20 protein-coding genes and 3 pseudogenes are annotated in these 22,722 nt (G+C 41.7%); 16 read left to right on the top strand and 7 right to left on the bottom strand.

Annotated elements, in window-relative coordinates; all coding sequences use genetic code 11:
• Window positions 1–14: 14 nt before the first annotated feature.
• Window positions 15–821, top strand: a complete 807-nt coding sequence (locus AS030_RS08070) for a histidinol-phosphatase (RefSeq protein ID WP_061970321.1) — start codon at window positions 15–17, stop codon at window positions 819–821.
• 349 nt (window positions 822–1,170) lie between these two features.
• Complete coding sequence (locus AS030_RS08065) at window positions 1,171–1,995, top strand: sugar phosphate isomerase/epimerase family protein (RefSeq protein WP_061971638.1); 825 nt, start codon at window positions 1,171–1,173, stop codon at window positions 1,993–1,995.
• Window positions 1,996–2,138: 143 nt separating this feature from the next.
• On the opposite strand, the gene AS030_RS08060 is transcribed toward AS030_RS08065, so the two are convergent.
• From AS030_RS08060 to AS030_RS22965, 3 genes and pseudogenes are all read right to left on the bottom strand, one after another.
• Entirely contained in the window at window positions 2,139–3,665 is a 1,527-nt protein-coding gene (locus tag AS030_RS08060; protein WP_061970319.1) for a glycine betaine uptake BCCT transporter, read from the bottom strand.
• A 52-nt stretch (window positions 3,666–3,717) separates the two neighbouring features.
• A complete protein-coding gene (locus tag AS030_RS08055; protein ID WP_061970317.1) occupies window positions 3,718–4,377 on the bottom strand; it encodes a hypothetical protein in 660 nt (219 codons plus the stop codon).
• Window positions 4,378–4,735: 358 nt separating this feature from the next.
• A pseudogene (locus tag AS030_RS22965) lies at window positions 4,736–5,004 on the bottom strand (tautomerase family protein); the annotation flags it as partial.
• Between the two features lie 373 nt (window positions 5,005–5,377).
• Between AS030_RS22965 and AS030_RS24540 the strand changes: the two are divergent.
• Window positions 5,378–5,590: a hypothetical protein gene (locus tag AS030_RS24540; protein WP_141687041.1), complete on the top strand. Its 213-nt coding sequence runs from the start codon at window positions 5,378–5,380 to the stop codon at window positions 5,588–5,590.
• 162 nt (window positions 5,591–5,752) lie between these two features.
• Here the strand turns inward: AS030_RS24540 and AS030_RS08050 are convergent, their stop codons facing one another.
• Complete coding sequence (locus AS030_RS08050) at window positions 5,753–6,412, bottom strand: GntR family transcriptional regulator (RefSeq protein ID WP_061970314.1); 660 nt, start codon at window positions 6,410–6,412, stop codon at window positions 5,753–5,755.
• 423 nt (window positions 6,413–6,835) lie between these two features.
• Between AS030_RS08050 and AS030_RS08045 the strand changes: the two genes are divergently transcribed.
• From AS030_RS08045 to AS030_RS22955, 7 genes and pseudogenes are all read left to right on the top strand, one after another.
• The gene (locus AS030_RS08045; RefSeq protein ID WP_420889638.1) at window positions 6,836–8,278 is read left to right on the top strand and encodes an aldehyde dehydrogenase family protein; all 1,443 of its coding nucleotides are present in this window, start codon (window positions 6,836–6,838) and stop codon (window positions 8,276–8,278) included.
• Between the two features lie 15 nt (window positions 8,279–8,293).
• Window positions 8,294–9,496, top strand: a complete 1,203-nt coding sequence (locus AS030_RS08040) for a hydroxyacid-oxoacid transhydrogenase (RefSeq protein WP_061970309.1) — start codon at window positions 8,294–8,296, stop codon at window positions 9,494–9,496.
• A 71-nt stretch (window positions 9,497–9,567) separates the two neighbouring features.
• Window positions 9,568–10,749, top strand: a complete 1,182-nt coding sequence (locus AS030_RS08035) for an iron-containing alcohol dehydrogenase (RefSeq protein WP_074440530.1) — start codon at window positions 9,568–9,570, stop codon at window positions 10,747–10,749.
• A 52-nt stretch (window positions 10,750–10,801) separates the two neighbouring features.
• Window positions 10,802–12,100 carry an MFS transporter gene (locus AS030_RS08030; RefSeq protein WP_061970303.1) on the top strand — a complete coding sequence of 433 codons (1,299 nt, stop codon included), beginning with the start codon at window positions 10,802–10,804 and terminating at the stop codon, window positions 12,098–12,100.
• 24 nt (window positions 12,101–12,124) lie between these two features.
• Entirely contained in the window at window positions 12,125–13,597 is a 1,473-nt protein-coding gene (locus AS030_RS08025) for an NAD-dependent succinate-semialdehyde dehydrogenase (protein ID WP_082635735.1), read from the top strand.
• A gap of 101 nt (window positions 13,598–13,698) precedes the next feature.
• On the top strand, window positions 13,699–14,910 hold the full coding sequence (gene lhgO, locus AS030_RS08020) for an L-2-hydroxyglutarate oxidase (RefSeq protein WP_061970300.1): 1,212 nt from the start codon (window positions 13,699–13,701) through the stop codon (window positions 14,908–14,910).
• Between the two features lie 23 nt (window positions 14,911–14,933).
• Window positions 14,934–15,032: pseudogene (locus tag AS030_RS22955) on the top strand (TasA family protein); the annotation flags it as partial.
• Window positions 15,033–15,084: 52 nt separating this feature from the next.
• Here the strand turns inward: AS030_RS22955 and AS030_RS08015 are convergent.
• Entirely contained in the window at window positions 15,085–15,474 is a 390-nt protein-coding gene (locus AS030_RS08015) for a DoxX family protein (protein ID WP_061970297.1), read from the bottom strand.
• A gap of 93 nt (window positions 15,475–15,567) precedes the next feature.
• A pseudogene (locus AS030_RS08010) lies at window positions 15,568–15,951 on the bottom strand (DUF2690 domain-containing protein); the annotation flags it as partial.
• 394 nt (window positions 15,952–16,345) lie between these two features.
• On the opposite strand from AS030_RS08010, the gene AS030_RS08005 reads away from it, so the two are divergent.
• The 6 genes from AS030_RS08005 to AS030_RS24800 all read left to right on the top strand — a co-directional run bounded on the left by AS030_RS08005 (window position 16,346) and on the right by AS030_RS24800 (window position 22,040).
• Window positions 16,346–17,254 carry an ArsR/SmtB family transcription factor gene (locus AS030_RS08005; protein ID WP_061970294.1) on the top strand — a complete coding sequence of 303 codons (909 nt, stop codon included), beginning with the start codon at window positions 16,346–16,348 and terminating at the stop codon, window positions 17,252–17,254.
• Window positions 17,255–17,374: 120 nt separating this feature from the next.
• The gene (locus AS030_RS08000; RefSeq protein WP_061970292.1) at window positions 17,375–17,914 is read left to right on the top strand and encodes an extracellular solute-binding protein; all 540 of its coding nucleotides are present in this window, start codon (window positions 17,375–17,377) and stop codon (window positions 17,912–17,914) included.
• Window positions 17,907–18,221: a carbohydrate ABC transporter permease gene (locus AS030_RS07995; protein WP_061970289.1), complete on the top strand. Its 315-nt coding sequence runs from the start codon at window positions 17,907–17,909 to the stop codon at window positions 18,219–18,221. Before AS030_RS08000 ends, AS030_RS07995 begins: the two co-directional genes overlap by 8 nt.
• A gap of 13 nt (window positions 18,222–18,234) precedes the next feature.
• Window positions 18,235–19,995, top strand: coding sequence for a glycoside hydrolase family 2 protein (locus tag AS030_RS07990; protein ID WP_061970287.1), 1,761 nt, complete (start codon window positions 18,235–18,237; stop codon window positions 19,993–19,995).
• Between the two features lie 3 nt (window positions 19,996–19,998).
• Window positions 19,999–21,132, top strand: a complete 1,134-nt coding sequence (locus AS030_RS07985; protein WP_082635733.1) for a family 1 glycosylhydrolase — start codon at window positions 19,999–20,001, stop codon at window positions 21,130–21,132.
• A gap of 653 nt (window positions 21,133–21,785) precedes the next feature.
• Complete coding sequence (locus AS030_RS24800; RefSeq protein ID WP_082635732.1) at window positions 21,786–22,040, top strand: site-specific integrase; 255 nt, start codon at window positions 21,786–21,788, stop codon at window positions 22,038–22,040.
• Between the two features lie 184 nt (window positions 22,041–22,224).
• On the opposite strand, the gene AS030_RS07975 is transcribed toward AS030_RS24800, so the two are convergent.
• Window positions 22,225–22,542: an ATP-dependent DNA ligase gene (locus AS030_RS07975; RefSeq protein WP_074440486.1), complete on the bottom strand. Its 318-nt coding sequence runs from the start codon at window positions 22,540–22,542 to the stop codon at window positions 22,225–22,227.
• Between the last annotated feature and the right edge of the window lie 180 nt (window positions 22,543–22,722).

Genomic DNA, 22,722 nt, shown 5'->3' with positions numbered 1-22,722 from the left:
AGAGGTGGTTTTACATGAAATTTGACTATCATACTCACCATGACCGATGTGGCCATGCGGAAGATTGCATTCGCGCATACATTGAGGCCGCAATTGAAAACCATTTGGACATGATCGGAATCTCTGACCATTCACCTTATCTGTACAGTGAAGAAGACCATCTCTTTCCAGGTATTGCGATGGCCAAAAGCCACTTTCCCCAATACATCAAGGAGGTTCTTCAGCTCAAGGAAGAGTACCAGGGGAAAATTGAAGTACTATTGGGTGTGGAATCGGACTTTTTTCCCGAGCATGCCGAGATGTACCAGCAATACTATGAGCAATTTCCGCTAGATTACATTATCGGATCGGTGCATCATGTGAGCGGACTAAGTATTTTTAAAAGAAACCGCTGGGAGGGGTTAACCGAAAAACAAAAGCAGGAAACGAAAGAAACCTACTATGATTTGATCGGGCAATCGGCCAAAAGCGGGATTTTTCAGATCCTCGGCCATATCGATGCCATGAAAGGTTACTATCCTGCTTTTTCCACAATTCAGACCGAGGCCGTCGATAAAACGTTGAAAACCATCTCGCAGTATGAAATTGCCATAGAAATTAATACATCCGGAAAGAACAAAGACTGCGGAGGATGGTATCCCGCAGATGAGCTACTTGAACGTGCCCTGTTCCATGGTGTAGCCGTGACGTTCGGCTCTGATGCTCATACCCCGAAGCGAGTCGGCGATGAATTTGAAGAAGTCCAGAAGCGGTTAAAGGAGATCGGGTTCCGGGAGTGGGCGTATTTTAGAAAGAAAAAAAGGTATATGACGGAATTATAAGCAGCTTCTCTGAAGTTGCTTTTTAAAGTCTATTATAGAAGATAATTTAATAGCTGAATAATCTGATAAGGAATGATGATTATGTGAGATTACTGCATAATAGACATGATCATCAGTGGAAGTGGAGGCAACAAAATTTATCCGCGTGAAGTGGAAGAAGTATGGTGAAGCATTCGCAGATTGATGAATTGAGTGTATTTGGTATTCCTGATCCGGAATGGGGCGAAGCGTTGGTTGGGCCACGCCTCGGACGACGGTTGATGGATATTACGAAAGTGTGATTCTTGCTCCCAAAGAATATAAAACTAAATTTACAATCTATGAATTTCTAAGAGAGGACATCGAATATATGAGCTATTTATCATTAACATCTTGGAGCTTACACAGACATTTAGGTCCTTTATCTTGGTCAAAATGGGATCATGATAAAAAAGAAATTGTGACAGAAGTTGAGGAACAACCGTTAAATCTTAAACTAGTAGATCTGCCAGGCATCCTGTCTGAAAAAGGATTCCAAGCAGTAGAAATTGTACATGCACATTTCCATTCTACTGAACTAGATTATTTACAAAAATTATGTCAATCCATAAAAAAGAGTGGCATAAGGTTTTATACTCTCTTGATTGATTATGGTGATATATCCACTTCAGATCCCGTCCGAAGAGAGAAGGATATGGATTTTATCAAAAGTTGGATTGATGTTGCTTCAATAGCTGGGGCTGAAAATGTACGAGTTGTTAGCGGGGAATCAAGTCCAGAAGATATAGTAGCTTTACAACGTGCTTCGGTCCAGTTTACTGAGCTATGCGTATACGCAAAGAAAAAAGGTGTTGGGGTCTTAACCGAAAATTTTCGGTCGTTAGCGTCTACATCAGAAAATTGTTTGTATTTACTTGAACATACTGACCTTACCGGCTTAATAAGTGACTTCGGGAACTTCTCTGGTCCTAACAAATTGGACTCTTTAAAGGAAACTCTTCCTAAAAGTAAATCTGTCCATGTAAAGGCTCTCACCACACAAGATGGCGAAGTTGACAAGGAAGAATTAGAAAACTGTTTAGCTCTACTAAGGGACGCTGATTACAGTGGACCTTTAACATTAGTTTATGACGAACCAGGGGATGTATGGAAGGGTATTAATAAAGTGAAAGACATAGTTAAAAAGCACATCTAAAGTAATGAATTCAAGTTGTCTATATGCAAGGACATCTTCAAAACAAATCAATACTCCTCGACAATGGCACTTTTTTCAAACTGCAGGACTAATAAAAAAGGCTGCCCCGATGAATCGGGGCAGCCTTTCGTTTTTAAAGAATGTTAAGGCTGAAAAGGGGCTCTGCCTTTACTTCCTCGCTGTACTTTAACTTCACTTTTTAGCCCCTTCAATAACGAGTAGCACATGACCACCATGATGACAGCAAAAGGGAGGGCAGCTGCAATAGAGGCGGTTTGCAATACGTTTAATCCACCCGCCAACAGTAATACAGCAGCTACGGCCGATTGAATCACGCCCCAAATTACTTTAATTTTATTTGATGGATTTAATGTTCCGCCCTCGCTAAGCATGCCCAGGACAAAGGTGGCCGTATCTGCAACTGTAATATAATAAATGGCTACCACTGCGAACCCTAAAATGCTGAGTACTGAGCTTAATGGGAGATAATCAAAGAATGTAAAGATCGACAACGACACATTTTTTGTAATAAAGTTTGCCAGATGATGATTATCTTGCTTTTGGACAAGTTCAAGAGCTGAGCCTCCAAAGATGGACATCCAGAGAAATGTGCCCAGGGTGGGCACGACTAACACTCCAATAACAAATTCCCGGACCGTTCGTCCTTTTGAAACACGGGCAATAAACATACCCACAAAAGGTGCCCAGGCAATCCACCATGCCCAATAAAATAATGTCCAGGATGCAATCCATTTTCCTTCACCAAAAGGTTCTAATCGTAAACTCATGTGTATAAAGTCACTTAAGTAGATACCCGTGGTGTTAAAAAGAACTTTAAATATGGTCAAGGTCGGACCAACAACCAAAATCATAAGCATTATAGCGAAAGATAAGATCATAGCTGTATTCGATAAATATTGAATCCCTTTTTCTAAGCCTGTATTGATCGATATGATAAAAAGGACGGTAGCGACCGCAATCACGATGAGCTGCACAACTAATCCGTTGGGAACGCCAAATATGTCATGCATGCCTGCAGTAACCTGCATCGCCCCCAGACCTAAAGACGTCGCGATTCCAAAAACTGTGGCAAAAATGGATAAAATATCAATGGTCTTACCGATCGGCCCATAAATTTTGTCACCCAATATTGGATGAAATGCCGAACTAATCGCGGCAGGAAGCCGTTTGTTGTATTGAAAAAAGGCCAGAGCCAAACCAATTACAGTATAAATAGCCCAGGGGTCTAAACCCCAGTGGAAAAATGTGAACTTCATTGCTGTATTTGCTGCGTCGACCGTATATCCTTTTCCGTAAGGCGGGGCAGTGTAGTGCGTAATCGGTTCAGCCACACTCCAGTACACAATTCCGATTCCCATCCCTGCACCGAATAACATGGCGAGCCAGGACGCTGTGTTAAAATCTGGCCTGTCTGTTTTTTTGCCAAGACGGATATCTCCATACTTTGACAGCAATAAATAAACGGAAAAGATAACAAAGAATAACGTGGCACCAAGATAGAACCAACCTAGATAATCAATGGAACCATTATAAATAGCATTGGTAACTTTGGCGAGATTATCTGTAAAAAACACGCCCCAGATAATAAAAATCAATGTAATGAGTATTGAAATAATAAAAACACTATTTCCGGTGTTTTTTCTGTCCATAGAATCCTCCTAATAAAATGTCTGAAACATGTAAACTGCATTCAAAATAGAGTTAGTTATCAAGTAGATTATAAAGTAGTTCCCACTGATCTGTGTTCATCAGTTCTTTCTGAGATAGCTGCAAACCGTTTCCCAGGAAAACCGTTGAACCAGTTATTGCTATGACCATAGCCTCATAAGGTTCGTTACTGTCGTGCTTTCTGTAAATATCTCCAAGTGTTGGCAGAATTTCTTCTTTTGGCTGAGAGAACTGAGTATCCTGTAAGTGGTCTGGTACACGGTTCATATCCTGATAATCAATGGCATGGCTGTTATTTGAACGTCCGGGTACCATCAGCATGTATTCATTATGTTTAATGCCGTGTGATCTACTAGTCATGACACCTTTAGTATCCACTGTTTCTACCTCATCAATTTCATTTAGAGAATATGTATCGAGGGAATCAGGCATTGGATTGTGAATCAGAACAAAATCCCCTACTTGTGCTTTTTGATTACTTCTGAGCGTATACTCCTTATGGTTAAAGATAAAACTGTCCAGTTCCTTAGGCTTGTATTTCTCCACACTGACGGCATTGGTTAAGTGTTGTGTTAAATCTCTAAGCCGTATGAGATGAACGGATTGCTTATACATGTGTTTTACTCCATAAACCCTGTGTAATTCATTGTTAAAGTAGACAAACTGGCCTTTTCTTACTTGATACAGTTTCACTGATAATTCTCCCTCCAACTTTTGATGTTTATATCATCGAGAATGTTCTTTGTCATTTCATTTTAGGATGCTTTAAATGAAATGAAAACATGTAAAAGAACATACAAATAGATCCCATTTCGTTGATTTTTTATTTCTCCTTTCTCACGAATTTTATAGTAGGGACATGTTAAAAACCAATTACAGGTAATTGGCATAGGAAGAACCTTATAAGTCTTTTTAACCATCTTTACTTTTACCTCTCAATCCTTCCTTTTAAACGTAAATAGTTTCTGAATAACAAAGATCACGACATTAGTAATCGACATAATCTCATTAGTCGTACATAAATAAAAAACAGAAGCCTTTTTTCGTCAAATTTACCTGTAAGAAATTGAGCCTCACGACCAAAACTCCATTCGGCCGCTCCATTTTCTGTAACCGAAAACATAAGATCTTGCGGGGAGATGCCGACTTCCTTTTGAAGCCGCTCCGCCAGTCAAGAATACAGCCTTTCTTTTTGTTCTTTCGTTCTTGTTTTACTTACCATACTGATAACTACAAGATTTTGTGTTCTTTGGAGACTGAGACCTGTATCTTTGATGATCATTTCTTGAGGAGCAGCTGATGGACAATTTGATAACAGTCCGGATCCAGTTGAATCACAAGCCAGAATGCTATTGAATTGGGGAAAGGATTATTAAACTATGAAGTTCTTTTCCATCTAATCAGAGAACGGGAGCCCGTAATCATTTTTGGTAGGTACACAGGTACCTTTTTATCACCGAATGCAAAGAATATTTAAAGCGAAAATATGACTATGCTTTAGTAACATTTTAACGGTTGAAGGATGGTCAATCGAGACGTTCTTACCATTTTTTATTTTAGCGCATAAAAGCGTTGACTTATTAATGTGCTATGGTAAGATAAATCTATAATCGTTGGGAACAAGATTTTGACACACCCCCTAATGAAATACCCTCATTGAGTAGCCAAGTCCCTATGTGGATTTGGCTCTTTTTTGTTTTGCTCACAAAGCCTTAATACCAATATACAAAATAGCAATGTCAGTCTATTTTTTCTTCTCTTTTCATTCAAACAAAAGCAAATCGAAACTGATAAGCTGGGCATGACACACGTACGCCTTCAGCAAACCAAAAACGGAGTACCAGTTGAGGGAGCGGAAGTTACCGACCACTATTCCAAAGCAAATCCCCGTAGTAATGGTCCCTGAATCACCAAATTGTGGCTATCTTGCACGATACATATCGAAAGGGAGCTTGACTGCAAGATATGACTTTCTGCGTCAGACCTAACTAACAGGAACCGCCGTAGACGGAACCGCACGTACGGTGGTGTGAGGGGATATGAGGCTAGGCGCCTCCCCCTATCTCAATTACTCTTTTCTCAATAACCGTTTTATAGAATCCTGAATATGGGTGGAAACAGCATTTTCTGCTCTTAAAACATCCCGCGTTCGAATGGCTTCGATAATTTCCAAATGTTCAGAAGGGGCCTCCCGTTGGTCAACCTCACCTCTTACATGATAAAAACGGCCGATATGAAGATGGCAATGCAAGCCTTCATATGCTTTGCACAGAAAATTGTTTCCGCCAGCTTCCATCAAGGCAATATGAAATTGTTGATCTAAATGCGTGAAGTCGAGTATTTTCTTATTGGGTGTGTCCGAATGGATTGAAAACATTTGTTCAGTTAGCCTTGTCATTTCTTCCGCTACGGACAAATTATTGGTTCGGATAATGTTTTGGATGGCATAAGTCTCCATCAAAACACGTGCTTCTAGCATTTTGGACATGTTTTCGTCATCTAGGATATCACTGACCCGATACCCTTTATATGGTTCTAAAACGACTAATTTTTCGGAATGAAGGCGGGACAATGCTTCTCTTAAAGGTATGGCGCTAATACTAATTTCCCGAGTTAAATTTCTAATGTTTATTTTTTCTCCAGGGGATAAACTCCAATCGAAAATTCTCTCTTTTAACAAATTATAGACATATTCCGTTGTCTCTCCTCGTTCTTTCTCTCTTATCATTGAAAGTCTCCTATCTTACTACATTTTCATTATATCAAGATTAACATTTTGTAATGTGTCACAGCAAAGTAATATATTATTCATAAAAATTATATATTATTTTTCGTCTAATTTCATTCAAGGGAATAAAAAATAATTTAGAAATATAATACCGCATCTTTGTAAAACTTGATTAAACCAGGATTTTTAAAAGTTCAACTTAATTTATACTATTTTTTCTTATTTTGAATATTTACAAAATAATATATTATGTGATATATTCTTAAAAAATAATATATTATTTAGGATGAAATCATCTTCAGTAAGAAAAAGAAATGAACATGTGATTTATTGTCCTGATGGAGCAGCAGATTGATGGTAATTAAATTACATGTTATTTGAAAGCGCTTTATTATTAAAATACGTCTTCTAGGAGGAATGGAAGTGAGAACAACAATAAATACATCAAGCGCATTTTTTGGACATTTTATAAATGGAGAATGGATTACTGATCAAAATACAATCCCTGTCGTTAACAAATATACGTATGAAGAGATTTCACGGATCGGCAGTGCATCCAGAAAGACAGTTACTGAAGCTGTTACTAATGCATTACATACTTTTCAGACAAAGAAACTGGATTCCAATCAAAGATATGAGATTTTAATGCGGGCTGCAGAAATAGTAAGAGAGAGAAAAGAAGAACTGGCTATGATTCTTGTAAGTGAAGTAGGCAAAGTATTAAAAGATGCCCGGGGGGAAATCGATAGAGGAATTCAAACGCTGATTACTTCTGCTGAAGAAGCTAAACGGATTGCTGGCAACGGGGTGCCTTTAGGGCAGCCGGGAAATGAAAATAAAATGGCGTATACGATACGTGTTCCGGTAGGGGTTATTGGAGCTATAACACCGTTTAACTTTCCATTTAATCTAACTTTACATAAAGTTGCACCAGCGATTGCCGCAGGAAACACAGTAGTTTTAAAACCGGCTGAAGTAACTCCCCTTATTGTGTGCAAGATTACAGAAATACTATCAGAAGCTGGATTACCAGCAGGGTTTCTGAATGTTGTCAACGGACGTGGCCAAGAAACGGGTCAATATCTTTTAGAAGATGAGCGCATTGCAATGTATACATTTACAGGCAGTGCAGCCGTTGGGCGTCAAATTAAAAGTAAGACGGGAATCCGAAAGGTTACATTGGAGCTAGGTAACAATTCACCCAATATTATTCACAAAGATGTATCTGATATCGACAGAGCTGCAGATTTATGTATTACGAGGGGTTTTTCAAATGCAGGACAGGCCTGTATTTCCGTACAACGCGTCTATGTCCATCGTGACATTTATCATTCATTTATAGCAAAAGCTATAAAAGTTGCCGAGTCTTTGAAGATTGGGGATCCTGCCGATTCTGCGACCGATATAGGGCCGATGATATCAGAAAAAGAAGCAAGAAGAGCAGAAGAATGGATTCAGGAAGCCGTTCAACAGGGGGCAAAAGTGATATACGGCGGGGAAAGGCAAGGGGCTATTCTTAAACCAACCATTTTAGTAGATGTCACTGAAAAGATGAAGGTGGTATGTGAAGAGGTTTTTGCACCTGTCATAAGCATTATTCCTTTTGACCAAATTGAAAAGGCATTCGAACAAGCGAATCATTCGGCATTTGGCTTGCAGGCTGGTCTGTTTACATCCGATCTCCATTTAGCGATGCGAGCCACAAGGGAGCTCCATTTTGGCGGGGTCATTATCAATGATGTGTCTACATATCGCGCTGATGTTATGCCCTATGGTGGTGTAAAGGACAGTGGAATTGGTAAAGAAGGTCCTCATTTTGCTATTCAGGAAATGACAGATGAAAAGCTTGTCGTGATCAATTTGTAAGAAGGGGTGAAAGGTATGAGAACTACATGGGATTTTTATTCTACAGAGAGAATTGTATTTGGGAATGGGGCAATACAGCAACTGGGTGAAATTCTTCAAAGGCTTGGAGCAAAAAATGTTCTGCTTATTTCTGATCCTGGAATTAAACAGGCCGGCATTGTTGATAAAGTTTTAGCTCTTTTAGAGCAGGCCAGCTACCATGCTGTTGTTTATGATCAAGTTATACCAGAACCGCCAATAGATTCAGCCTTGGAGTGTTATGAGTTTGCCAAGTCACAAAATACCGATGCCGTTATTGGGTTGGGGGGAGGCAGCAGCATAGATATGGCAAAGATTGTTGCCCTTCTGGTCGCGCATGGAGGACATCCGCTTGATTATTATGGAGGGGAAAATCAGGTTCCAGGACCAATTGCGCCTTTAGTAGCAATTCCAACGACAGCCGGAACCGGTTCTGAGGTCACATCGGTTTCAGTATTGACTGATGTTAAGAACAATCTAAAAGTGGGAATTTCGGATAATTATCTTCGGCCAACTGTTGCGTTGCTTGATCCCGAGTTAACCATTGGCCTTCCTTCTTACGTAACAGCTTGCTCAGGAATAGATGCCTTATCCCATGCCATTGAGGCATACACAGCTAAACCATTTTCATTTATCCAAGCAGAAGGCCAGATTTTGTTTCAAGGTTCAATTCCCATTAGTGATGCTCTTGCTTACAGGGCAATTGAATTAATTGCCAAGAATCTTCCGCTCGCGGTACAGCAAGGGACAAATCTTGAAGCACGCTCAAATATGTTATTGGGCAGTCTGCTTGCCGGAATGGCTTTCTCAAATGCTGGAACTGCGGCAGCCCATGCGTTAGCTTATCCCATTGGGGGACTTGTAAAATCCCCACATGGAGAAGTGACAGGGCTCCTGCTGCCATATGTAATGGAATTTAATACGGCAGTAGAAACAGAGAAAATGGTGAAAATTTTAAAAGCTTTTGACATCAACGCTGATGGTTTATCCAGAAAGGAAGCGGCATTGGCTGCTTCAAAAGCCGTCTTTAACTTACTTGAGACGATTGGATTGCCTACACACCTTTCAGATATAGGAATAAAAGAAGAAGATGTTGCCGAAATTGCGGAGAAGACTTTGCAGATTGACCGTTTGGTCCGAAATAATCCGAGGGTTCCCACTCTCCATGGTTTGGAAGAGTTGCTTCGAAAAGCCTTATAAAAGATCAAAGAGGCATTTGATTTAAGAAAGTGAAACAGAAAGGGGTTCAAACATTGTCGTTTACTTATTTTATGCCTACCCGAGTGGAATGTGGAAACGGTATGTCTAAAAAGACAGGAGAATTAGTTAATGAACTGGATGTTTCCAGGGTTTTAATCGTAACTGATAAAGGGGTAAGGTCAGCGAATCTGTTAGAAGGAATCGTGAAGTCGCTTCATGCAGTTAATTTGGAATATGAAATCTATGATGAGGTAGAGCCGAACCCATCCGCTGACACTATTCGAAGAGGTACCGAGGTTCTTAGGCAAAGAAATTGTGATGCAGTACTTGGTGTCGGTGGCGGAAGCAGTATTGATACCGCAAAGGCAATAGCAGTAATGGCAGTGAATCCCGGTGATATCCTTGATTATGAGGGAGTAGGCATGATTAGGATTCCCCCACTGCCAATTATTGCGATCCCTACTACAGCAGGAACCGGAAGTGAAGCCACAAATTCGACAGTGGTGACCAACAAAGAAACTTCCTTTAAGCTGGGTGTGCTAAGTTCCTATTTATTTTCGGATCTAGCTATACTTGATCCAGCTCTTACCATCCAGCTGCCACAGGAAATTACAGCCTCGACTGGAATGGATGCTTTAACCCATGCCATTGAGTCTTATACATCTAAAACTGCTAATCCGGTTAGCCAGGGATATGCTATACAAGCTATTAAAATGATTGGTGAGCATTTGCCAAAGGCGTATTTTAGGGGAACGGATATTGAAAGCAGGGAAAAGATGCTTGTTGCTGCAATGCTTGCTGGGGTTGCGTTTTCCCAATCACGTCTGGGAAATGTGCATGCCATATCGCATACGCTTGGTGGCACGTTTGATATTCCTCATGGCATTGCAAATGCTGCATTACTGCCTTTTGTGATGAAATTTAACCTGCCGGCATGTGCTGCGCAATATAAAGATATTGCCATTGCTTTAGGTAGGGAAGTCAATGGTCTTCCTGAGATGGAGGCTGCCAAAGAGGCGATTGAAACGGTTATCAGAATGAATGAGTCAATGAATATCCCCCTTAATATAAAGGACTTGGGCGTTTCGTTACAATTAATGGAAAAACTTGTGGAAGACTCAATGAGGAGCGGGAATGTACATGTGAATCCAAGGCTTACAAGGCCTGCTGATATTCAAGCGATCATTGAAAAGGCTTATCATGGTGATCTGGAAGTCAGCTATAACGAACCGAATAAAATGAGCGTACTTTGACTTAGTTTTTGGAAGCGTATTCAATTTATAAATGAAAATAAGAGGTGAGCGTATGAAGAAAACGAATGGAAGATGGCTGGTAGTTGTCCTTCTTTTCATTGCTACAACAGTGAACTATATGGACCGGGCTATTCTCGGAATTGCAGGGCCTTCGATGATGAAAGATCTTTCTCTTTCAACTGTGCAATTTGGCATCTTGGGATCCGCATTTTTTTGGTCGTATGCTTTAATGCAAATTCCAGTGGGGATGATTGTAGACAAGTTAGGAGCACGATTAACGTATTCCATTGCTATTGTTTGGTGGTCTTTATGTACGGTATTCACGGGACTGGGCCGGTCTATCGGTACATTGATCGGAATCCGTGTCCTGATGGGAATTGGGGAAGCACCTGCATTTCCAACAAATACTCGAGTAATCTCTGATTGGCTGCCTGCGAATGAACGGGGGGTTGCAAACGGAATTTTCAACTCAGGAACAGCAATTGGAATTGGAATTACAACTCCGGTACTGGCATGGATCATTGAAAAATGGGGCTGGCAGGCGGCTTTTGTAGTCATCGGATCCATTGGGTTTATCTGGCTGGCGTTCTGGCTGTTCTTTTTCCGAAATCAACCAAGCCAAAGTGCCATTGCGAATAAAGCCGAGGTTGATTATATTGCAGCGGGACAAACAGAAACAAAAAGTGAGCTTGCTATTAAGATATCACCGATAAAATTTCTAAGGTATAGAAATGTATGGCCCATGCTATATGGCTTATTCGCACATAATTACTTGATCTATTTAATGATGACCTGGCTGCCTACTTATCTAGTAGTAGAAAGGCATATGACCCTGTTAAAGGCCGGATTTTTTACAATGCTTCCATGGATTATGTCTTTCCTGGGGAACATCCTTGGTGGTATTCTATCTGACTGGTTAATAAGAAGAGGATGGAATTCTATTAAAGCCAGGAAAACGATTTTGGCGATCGGTATGCTTTTCCCGTTATTCATTATTCCGACCGTCTATACAAAAGATGCGATGACAGCACTTATCTTTATCTCTATTGCCATTGGCGGTGAGGGGTTGGCAGCGGGTATCCTATGGGCAACCGTCTCGGATGTCGCTCCGATTGGGGCTGAAGGAAAGCTGGCAGGATTGCAAAACTTTGTAGGAAATCTGGCTGGATGGCTCGCTCCTGTAGTAACCGGGCTCCTCATTTCTCAATTTAAAAATTTCACCATTGCGCTGATTATACCCATAGTCATTTGTGGAATTGCTTCATTAGCCTATACATTCATTATTAAAAACCAGAGAATTTCGTTCCACGAAGAAAAAACAGAGGAAAAGAATGTCGCAACCGGCATGTAACCCATTAATAAGAGGAGGATGTATATGTTAAAAGTAGACTCATTAGTTAACTTAAGTGAACTAAAAATGTTTATAAATGGGGAATGGACAAGCGCTCAGGGCGGAGAAACGTTCTCAGTTACTAATCCATCCAACGGTCAAGTCGTCGCCCAAGTTCCAAAAGGAGGACGCTTCGAAACAAAGCAGGCCATCGAATCTGCTGGTGAAGCGTTTAAGTCTTGGTCGAAATTAACCGCAGGGGAACGCGGTAAATATCTATTGAAAATTCGTGATCTTATGCATGAATACAAAGATGAATTAGCTGAAATTATGAGCATGGAAATGGGAAAACCATTTAAGGAAGCACAGGGGGAAGTGTTCTTTGCGGCCAGTTATTTGGAGTGGTTTGCTGAAGAAGGACGCAGGATCTATGGGGAAACCATTCCTGCTTCCACACCTGATAAAAGATTAATGGTGATTCGTCAACCGATCGGAGTAGTGGCTGCCATTACCCCTTGGAATTTCCCGCTAGCCATGATGACTCGAAAAATCGGCCCGGCGATGGCTGCAGGATGTACAGGGATTGTGAAGCCAGCCAAACAATCTCCTATCAGTGCCATTGCATTTGGTAAATTGGTGGAAATGGCGGGAGTTCCGCGTGGTGTTGTGAATGTGGTAACCGGGGATTCTGGTCCTATTTCAGACGAGATTTTTGATAATCAGGTGGTTAAGAAGATATCTTTCACAGGTTCTACTGAGGTGGGAAAACTTTTGGTCGCCAAATCGGCTTCCCAATTAAAGAGATTGTCACTAGAACTTGGCGGGCATGCTCCATTTATTGTGTTTGATGATGCGGATCTGGAAGAAGCTGCAGCAGGGGCCGTTGCCAGTAAATTTAGAAACACAGGACAGACGTGTGTTTGTGCAAATCGGATTTATGTTCAGCGTTCAGTTATTGAGGAGTTCTCAAAACTATTTTTGGAAAAAACAAAAGCTCTTAAAGTCGGTAATAGCCTGGATTCAACCGTTGAGGTGGGGCCTCTGGTAAGCCGTGATGGGTTATCAAAGGTAGAAGAGCACGTACAAGACGCTTTAGATAAAGGAGCTCGTCTTCTTTGCGGCGGGAAAAGGCTGAAGGGAGAACTTTCCAATGGATTGTTCTATGAACCTACCATTTTGGATGAAGTAACGAATGAAATGCTGATTACCAATGAGGAAACATTCGGACCTGTGGCTCCCATTATACCTTTTGACACAGAAGAAGAAGTGATTCAACAAGCGAATAATACGGTTTATGGTTTAGCGGCGTACTTTTATACACAGAATGCCAGTCGGTCCGTCAGAGTTTCAGAAGCTTTGGAATTTGGAATCATTGGTATGAACGATGCAATACCGACTGTAGCCCAAGCTCCGTTCGGAGGGATAAAAGAGAGTGGAATGGGTCGTGAAGGCGGCCACCAGGGAATTGATGATTATTTAGAGGATAAGTATCTATCGATGAAGATTCAAACCAAATAAAAAGCAAGCAGGGCAAAGGTCATGGTGATCTTTGCCCTCTCATGCAAGTATGGAAAAGTGAACGGCCCAGATCTAAATTACCATTAAAAAAGAGGGATATTATGTATGATTTTTCTATCGTAGGGGGAGGAATCGTTGGTTTATCAGCAGGCATGGCTCTTACGAAGCAATACCCTGGCTCAAAAATTATCGTCATCGAAAAGGAAGAGGACTTGGCCCATCATCAAACGGGTCATAACAGTGGGGTAATCCATTCAGGTATTTATTATAAACCAGGGAGTTTCAAGGCACGTTTTGCCCGCGAAGGGAGTAAAGCCATGGTGCACTTCTGCAAGGAACATGGAATTAAATATGATGTCTGCGGGAAAGTCATCGTGGCGACCGAACGGAAAGAACTGCCGTTGTTAGAGCATCTATATGAGCGGGGCTTGCAGAATCAGCTGGATGTTATGAAAATTGTGCCAGAAGAACTTCGGGAGATAGAGCCGCATGTAAAAGGAGTGGGTGCGATCCGGGTGCCAAGTACAGGTATTGTAGATTATAAAGGTGTATCCCGTACTTTTGCCCGTATCATTGAAGAAGGTGGAGGCGAAATCCATCTTGGTACGAAAGTGGAAAACATAGCTGAAGAGAAGGAGAGTGTATCACTTGAGACAACCCGAGGTACGATAAAAGCACGCTTTTTAATCAATTGCGCGGGTTTACACAGTGATCGCGTGGCTAAAATGGCCGATTTAAATACCGGTATGAAAATTGTGCCATTCCGAGGTGAGTATTATGAATTGACAGCTGAAAAAAGGCATCTCGTAAAACATTTAATTTATCCGGTACCTAATCCTGATTTTCCATTTCTTGGTGTCCACTTTACTCGGATGATTAATGGGGATGTACATGCGGGACCCAACGCAGTATTAGCTTTTAAACGTGAGGGTTATACCAAAAAGGACATTAATGTGAAAGAGCTCTTGGAGGTATTGACCTATCCGGGCTTCTGGAAGATGGCAATGCCTAACATGAAGGAAGGCCTGAAAGAGTACGTGCGTTCCTTCAGCAAGCAGGCGTTTTTAAATAGTTTGCAGCAACTGATTCCGGAGTTAACAGAAAAGGATATTGTTCCAACCCATGCGGGCGTTCGAGCACAGGCAATTAAGTATGACGGCAGCATGGTAGATGATTTTGCCATCTTCTCTGGTGAACGTTCTTTGCATGTTTGCAATGCCCCATCTCCTGCAGCTACTGCGTCCATTCAAATAGGTAATGCAATAGTTGAGCAGATTGCTAAACGTTTCGAACTAAATGGAAAACTCGCTTAAAGAAAAATGGTGTGAGTAAGGGGTTCGTGGATAACGGACAAGATCAAAACGTGTTTCAGGGTGATTCTCTAAACCTGAAATGGACCTTTAACGCTGAGCAGACAAAAGGACAAGAAAAGTAATCAAGGAAATGGAAAGGCAGGTTCACTTTATGTGAGCCTGCCTTTTTTAGCATTAGAAACTCGCACTGCCCGCAGCTTTTGCTTGCAATCTTTTGTGGTGGTACACATAGGACCCTGCAGCAAGAATCAGCCCAACAACCATTACCCACCAGGAGCTGAAGGGATCGCCAACTGCGATCGTGGAATAGGTGGCTCCTGCCAGATCAAATACAAATCCTGCATATACCCATTCTTTTAAACGTGAAAAGCCAGGCAATAAAAGTACGATCACTCCGAGCAATTTGGCCACACCTAGGAATGGAAGCAAGTATTCCGGGTATCCAAGATGATTAAACAAGTCAACCGCTGATTCGACTTTGGCGATATCCGGAATGGAACCGACGAGCATAAGCACCGCTAATAAACCTGTAAAAATCCAATAGATACTTTGAATCTTTTTCATTTCCTCATCCCCCTACGCATTTTCATGATGTGAATGGTTATCCACATTGAAATATACTCAGATGAAGAGAAAAATATCATTATTTATTATACCTTAATACCAAATGGTTTCTTTTTGATTATAGGGCATCACTGTTGGCAATGGCGTGTTTCCCTTGAGCTTGTGATTTTCTGGGATTGTAATCATAACCATCGCTGTATAACAGGAAGTCTGGCCTTTATTTACAGCTCCGTTTCCGCCAGAACTGTCACATGTATAAGCTTTTCCATCTGTACTGCGGACAATTCTGGCATCTGCTTCATAGTTGGAAGTAGCGTTTCTAGTGAGGATTACTTTGGCCCACACCGTTTTACACAACGTACTGTATTTTAATTCAACGTAAGAAACAGAATCAATCCACACTTTATCCTTGGTTACCGCGCTGTCCGCGCAATGATTGTAGTAGGGGCTTTTACCGTCGTACGTATGGGTTTCAGCTAGTGTTGAGTTCGCGGGATGAAGGGATGCCAGAATGGCAGTTATGACGATAGACAGAACCATAGGTATTCTCTTGACCTTTTTCATTCATCAGCACCTCCTTAAGGTTAGTACCAGTCTGTTTAACCGCGGGTGTATGGCCAAAATCATCATTCCTGATTTTTAACTTTTTCTTTGTAACGGCACTATCATCGCAGTTGTTGTAGCTTAGCGCTTTTCCGTCATACGCATGGGTTTCCGCAAGTCCAGTGCAAACAAGCTGTGGTCGAATACAATGACCTAGTTAAAAAGGAGGGACTGTCAGTATCCATAAGAGATATCCCCTTGACAAATAAGTACCCGATGCATTATATCTTTTTATAACACTATTTTTTGTAATAAAACGGAGGTCTATGTGAGAGTACTGCATTTAACACTAGAAGAAGCATTAGCGGTAAGCAAAGCGCTTGGGAATCAGCAACGGATGGAAATGCTGAGTGTCCTGACGGAAGGGCCCAAAAATGTGAACGACTTGGCAGAAAGGCTGGAGATTCCCTTTTCCACCGCTGCCGTGAACATTAAAAAGCTGGAAGAAGCGGGTTTAATTGCGACCGAAATCGTACCTGGACGCGGCAGCCAGAAGGTGAGTTCCAAACGCTTTGACCGCATCGTCATTGATCTGGCCAGTAAAAAAGAAGCGCCTGAGAAGTTCATTACACTCGAAATGCCGATTGGAAATTATGTTCAATGCGAAGTTGAGCCGACCTGCGGTCTTGCCAGCGAGAACGGGATTATCAGTATTATTGATGATCAGCGCTCCTTCTTTGAACCGGAGCGCAAAGATGCGCAAATCATATGGTTCAGAGCAGGATTTTTGGAATATCACTTTCCAAACCGTGTGCCCTATGGGTCAAAAGTGGAAGAAATCAGCCTGAGTGTGGAAATGTGTTCGGAAGCTCCTTATCACAAGCTGGATTGGCCTTCTGATATAACCTGCTGGATTAATGGGATTGAAATCGGTACATGGACAAGCCCTTCAGATTTTGGCGGGGAACGGGGATTTCTTACACCTTCCTGGTGGGAAGACCACAATACACAGTATGGAATGCTAAAACAATGGAAGGTGAATGAGAGCGGCAGTTTTGTCGACAGTTTGAAGATTTCAGATCATACTGTTCAAACCCTTCAGTTAGAAGAAAAACCCTATGTTTCCGTAACCTTTGGCGTCAAGCGGGATGCCGAGAAAGTAGGCGGTCTAAATATTTTCGGCTCTAAATTCGGCAATTACGAACAGGATTTGCTCATGAAAATTAAATACTCATAAATCAAGAATCGGATTCTTAATGGAGTCCGGTTTTTTATTTATAAAAAAGTTGAAATGAAATATGTTTGTATGTAATAATAGGCCCATATTTGAAAGCGCTTTTAAAAAGGAGGGGAACAATTGAAAAAGATCAATGTTGCAGGGTTGGTATTAATGATCATCTGCGTCATGCTTGCCGGTTGTTCATGGCAGCAGACAAGCGCCACAGGCGAAGATAAAAAGAACGTAAAGCTGTGGGTTCCATTTTCAGGTCCGGACGGTCCGAAATTTGAGGAGATTGTCAGGTCGTATAATCAATCGCAAAAGAAATACAACGTGGATTTGCAGATCATTCCATCATCCGACTATTACAAAATGGTGAATTTGACCCTGAGTTCAAAAAATCATTTGCCAGACTTAATGATCATGCACGCGGACCGCATTGTAGATTATGCGACAAAAGATCAGCTTTTAAAAACAAGCATTCTGACCAAGAGCAAAAAAATCAGCGAAAAGGATTACCACCCAAAAGCGCTTCAAGCTTCCAAGGTTAACGGCAGCACCTATGGCATACCGCTGGATATTCACCCGCTGATGTTTTATTGGAACAAAGACCTTTTCAAAAAAGCCGGATTGGATCCCAATACTCCGCCTAAAAATGCACAGGAATTTCGTGATTGATGGAGCAAACAAATGGCAGGTATTTGTACGTATTGTGCTGCCTTCAGCCAAACCGATGCTTTGGACGCTTGGCATCTTTACATTCATGACGATTTACAATGATTTTTTATGGCCGCTCGTTTCCACGAATTCGATTGAGCTTCGGACCATTACTACGGGAATTGCGATTATGCAGCAAGGAAGTTTCGTTTCCTCTTACGGAAAGCTAATGGCATTGACAACGTTGGCAACTCTGCCGATGTTAGCGATTTTCTTGGTCGGCCAGCGCCAATTTATAAAAGGAATTACACAAACAGGGATCAAATAGAGGAGGCAAATGTATGACACAAAAACGCAGCGAATACCCACGTCCCCAATTTCAGCGGGACATTTGGTTAAATTTAAACGGTGAATGGAACTTTATCTTTGATGATGAAAATGAAGGGATGAATAAAAGATGGTACAAGAATGGATTGCCTGAAGAATCATTAAAAATCCAGGTACCGTTTGCTTATCAATGTGAAGAGAGCGGGATTCATCAAACCGCCTTTCACGATGTAGTCTGGTATGAACGAGAGCTTCTTGTTCCTGACGAATGGAAGGGGAAAGAATTGTATCTTCATTTTGGTGCGATCGATTATCGTTCATGGGTCTATGTGAATGGTTCACTCGTCGGTTTTCACGAAGGCGGTCATACCTCTTTTTCGCATAACGTTACACCGTACCTGAATGAAAGTAATAGAAATGATCTCGTGATTCGTGTAGAAGATCCGTCGGAAGATGAGACCATTCCACGGGGCAAGCAATATTGGAAAGAACAATCAGAATCGATCTTTTATACAAGAACAACAGGGATCTGGCAGACGGTGTGGCTTGAACCGGTAGATCCTGTCCATTTCACTTCTATTCGCTGGACACCGGATATTGACAACGGATCGATCGGGATGGAGCTGGAGGTTAGCCGACTTTTAGAAAACTTGAAGGCAGAGGTTCGTATCTCTTTTGGAGGGAAGGTGATTATTCAGGATTTGTTATCGTTGCATGACACCTATACGAAACGAAACATTGACCTTCGCAGCCGTTTTACCGAACGAAGCAATATTCATGGAGCGGGCTGGTATTGGTCTCCTGAGCACCCCAACCTGTTTGATGTGGAGCTTGTTTTAAAAGATGACACATCCACGCTTGATACGATTTCCAGTTATTTTGGTATGAGAAAAATTTCGATTGAAAACGGAAAAATTTTATTGAATAACAAGCCTTATTACCAAAAACTCGTCCTGGATCAAGGATACTTCCCAACCGGCCTGCTGACGGCTCCCAGTGACGACGATTTAAAGAATGACATCCTGTTGGCAAAGGAGATGGGGTTTAATGGGGCAAGAAAGCACCAAAAGGTCGAGGACCCGCGGTTTTTTTATCATGCCGATAAACTTGGTTTTCTTGTATGGGGAGAAATGGCCAATGCGGCCGAATACAGTGAGCAGGCCGCTGGCCGCCTTACCCGTGAATGGATTGAAGCGATAAAACGGGATTACAGCCATCCTTCACTAATTGTCTGGGTTCCGCTTAATGAAAGCTGGGGTATCTCCCGGGTAGAACGTGATGCTCAGCAGCAAGCTCATTCACAGGCGATGTACCATTTAACAAAATCTCTGGATACGACCCGCCCGGTGCTATCCAACGAGGGCTGGGAACATACGCAATCTGATATTTGCGGCATTCATAATTATCAATCATCGACCGAGATGGAAAAAGCCTATGAAACTACCGAAAGTGCCATTTCTACTGAGCCTGCCAACCGTGCCATCTATGCGCGAGGTTTTAGTTATCAGAAGGAACCGATTATGATTACGGAATATGGGGGAATTGCGTACAAGGTGTCAGCAGCAGGATGGGGCTATTCTTCAGTTGAAAGCGGGGAAGAACTGATCGAGGAGTACAGGAACGTAACTGAAGCTTTAATGAGGTCTTCTGTTGTGCAGGGGTTTTGTTATACGCAGCTGACCGATGTGGAACAAGAAATCAACGGACTGCTTACCTATGACCGCAAACCGAAGTGTGAGCTGTCCAAAATTAAATCCATTAATGATCAAAGGTGATAAATGATGAAAAATTTTGCTTTTGCAGTTGGGATTGAAGATACCTTTGTGATCCAGACCGAGCGGGGCGAACGTCCCCTTGATGAGTATGCATTGACCCAGCATTATGAAAAATGGAGAGAAGACCTGGACTTGGCGAGAAATAGTGGATCTAGCATGATTCGTTACGGAATACCCTGGCATGGGGTAGAGGAAACGAAAGGTCAGTATAACTGGTTGTGGGTGGATCAGGTAATGGATTATTTCAGGGAGCACCGGGAGCTGGTACCTATTATCGATTTGATGCATTACGGTACGCCCGGCTGGCTGAAGCAAGAGTTTTTAAACCCCGAGTATCCAGAGGCTGTGGCACGCTTTGCGGGCGTTTTTTTTCAACGGTATAAAGACGTGACGCCCTATTTCACCCCGCTGAACGAGCCATATGTGAATGCAGAGTATTGTGGGCTTCTAGGAAAATGGCCGCCATATCAACAAGGGCTTAAAGGATTCAATCAGCTGATGATGCAGCTCGGAAAAGGAATTATTCATACGGTTGAGGAAGTCAAATCGATCAATCCTGAGAGCATTGCGGTCCATGTTGATGCTACGAAAAAGTATTATCCGCCAAGTACCGATGACGCTTCTTTAGAGCTGGAACGAAAAAGGTGGAGCGAGCTTTCCATGTATTCATGGGAAATGATTCAGGGGAGGTTGAGTGAAAACAAGGTCCTTCTTCCCTGGATTCAGGAACATGGGGTGACGGATGAGCAGCTTAATTGGTTTTCTGAACATAAAATTGATCTCGATATCGCGGGGATCAACTTTTATCCACAATTTAGTGTTCATCAGTCAGAAGGGGCTTCCTCAGGCGCTCATTTCCCCCATGTAATGGGAACCGCGAATGATTTAATGGATATCATTGACCGGTTTCTTCATCGGTATAATAAACCGGTGTTTATTACCGAAACCAGTTATCGGGGAACAGAGCAGGAACGAATGGATTGGCTCCATGAAAGCTTGGATGTGTTACAGAAGGGAAGGGAACAGGGGAAGCCCATAACGGGTTATACCTGGTTTCCGTTTTATGACCTGGTGGACTGGGAATACAGAACGTCGGGAAGAACAATAGAAGAAGAAATACTTCCCTTTGGACTGTGAAGGAGGACAGCTCCTCCGAATCAAAAATCGTGTATGTACAGCCTTTGAGGAGGCCGTTAAGAGCTTTTAACACATAAAAATTCCCTCTGTAAGACTAGTCATGTCTTAATCAAGGGGGAATTTTTAAGTGTGCATTCATACCCGGAAGAGCTTTCGGAGATTTCATTGATGAGATGGAGATTTATATATTACATACCAGTTGTTGGCGGTTGTGAATCCCGAGGATGAAAAGATTTTGTTCGTGATTTTTCACGAGGATCTTTGAAACCGCCTTTTGGCTGGTGTCCAACAGTACTCAGAATAACAATGGAGGCAAAAATAAGCAGGATATATTCTTCAATTTTAAATTCCTTCTTTATAAATTTGTATAATATTAGTTTTTTAACAACGGGTGACTGATCAATGAAATTTTTAATTTCGTCTCATTATACCAAGAAAACTTATCAATTGATACAGAAATCAACTTCTTCTACATAGCTTCCTAGAATATATATTATGTTAACTAGAAAAAACACAAACGTACCATAAGTTTCTTCCCTCAAGTTCCTATAACATCTCATATCCGGTACTTCCACCGCCCAAGTTTACGATAATATTGTGTGTCGACCCGATAACTCACACGGCCGTCTCATAACTTACGGGACCGTTCCATAATGAAATTTATCTTCCGGAGGTCGATTTTATTGAACATTCAACAAGCTACTGATGACTTTCTCATGTATTTGCACGTGGAGAAAAATTACTCGCCGAATACCTTAAAAAGTTACGCATTTGATCTCAAGCTCTATGCGGAGTTTTTGATCAAACATGATCGTTCCGTTGAGCTCTGTGACTTGTTAGTTGAACACGGTTGTCCAATCCCCAATTGGAGGGATATAAGGAGGTTCAAAAACAAAGACTGCCCTTAAGAGCAGTCTAAGTTTAGTTCAAATTTCTAGTCTATAAACTTCACAAAAACAGGCATACGCAACATTCCTGCCTTCGTATAGTTTATGTACTTGACGGTACATCGTACAGTTGGCTTCAGATAGACAACGTTTTCTGTTTCATTCAAAACCAAACCATCGATCGTTTGATTAAATTCCTTTCGTGCTACATGCGGCACAAACTCAGTAACCCCACTATTTTCATTTTACCGTCTATAATCTTACCAAGTATCCAACCAAACTCCTTCTTACGATAACCAATGACAAATACGTCTTCATATTGATAATTGATGACTTTTATCCATGCTGGAGAGCGGTAATCGATTTGATATTTGGAACTTGCCTTCTTTAAGACAATTCCTTCTAGCCCATTGTCCTGGCAAAGTGAAAACAACTCAATTCCTTTGCCTTTCATCCAACGGATTTGCGTTAGACACTCACTTTCGTTAACAACTGAATCCAATAACTTTTTCCTTTCTAACAAGGGAAGATCATCACAGATTCACCTTCATGATACAGAATATTAAAGGCACAGAAATGCACAGGGCATCTGGTGGAGCTGCGATGAATTCTGTCCTGTCTCGCAAGGCCTTTTCTGCTACAATGCTTTTGCTGTCACCAAATGGTGATAATTGATTACTTTTAAACCTTTAATTGTACCATT

This window comes from Fictibacillus enclensis (assembly GCF_001457035.1).
Classification (GTDB): Bacteria; Bacillota; Bacilli; order Bacillales; family Fictibacillaceae; genus Fictibacillus_C; species Fictibacillus_C enclensis.
The sequence above is the reverse complement of the archived record's forward strand: the minus strand, read 5'-3'. Positions and strand labels throughout refer to the sequence as shown.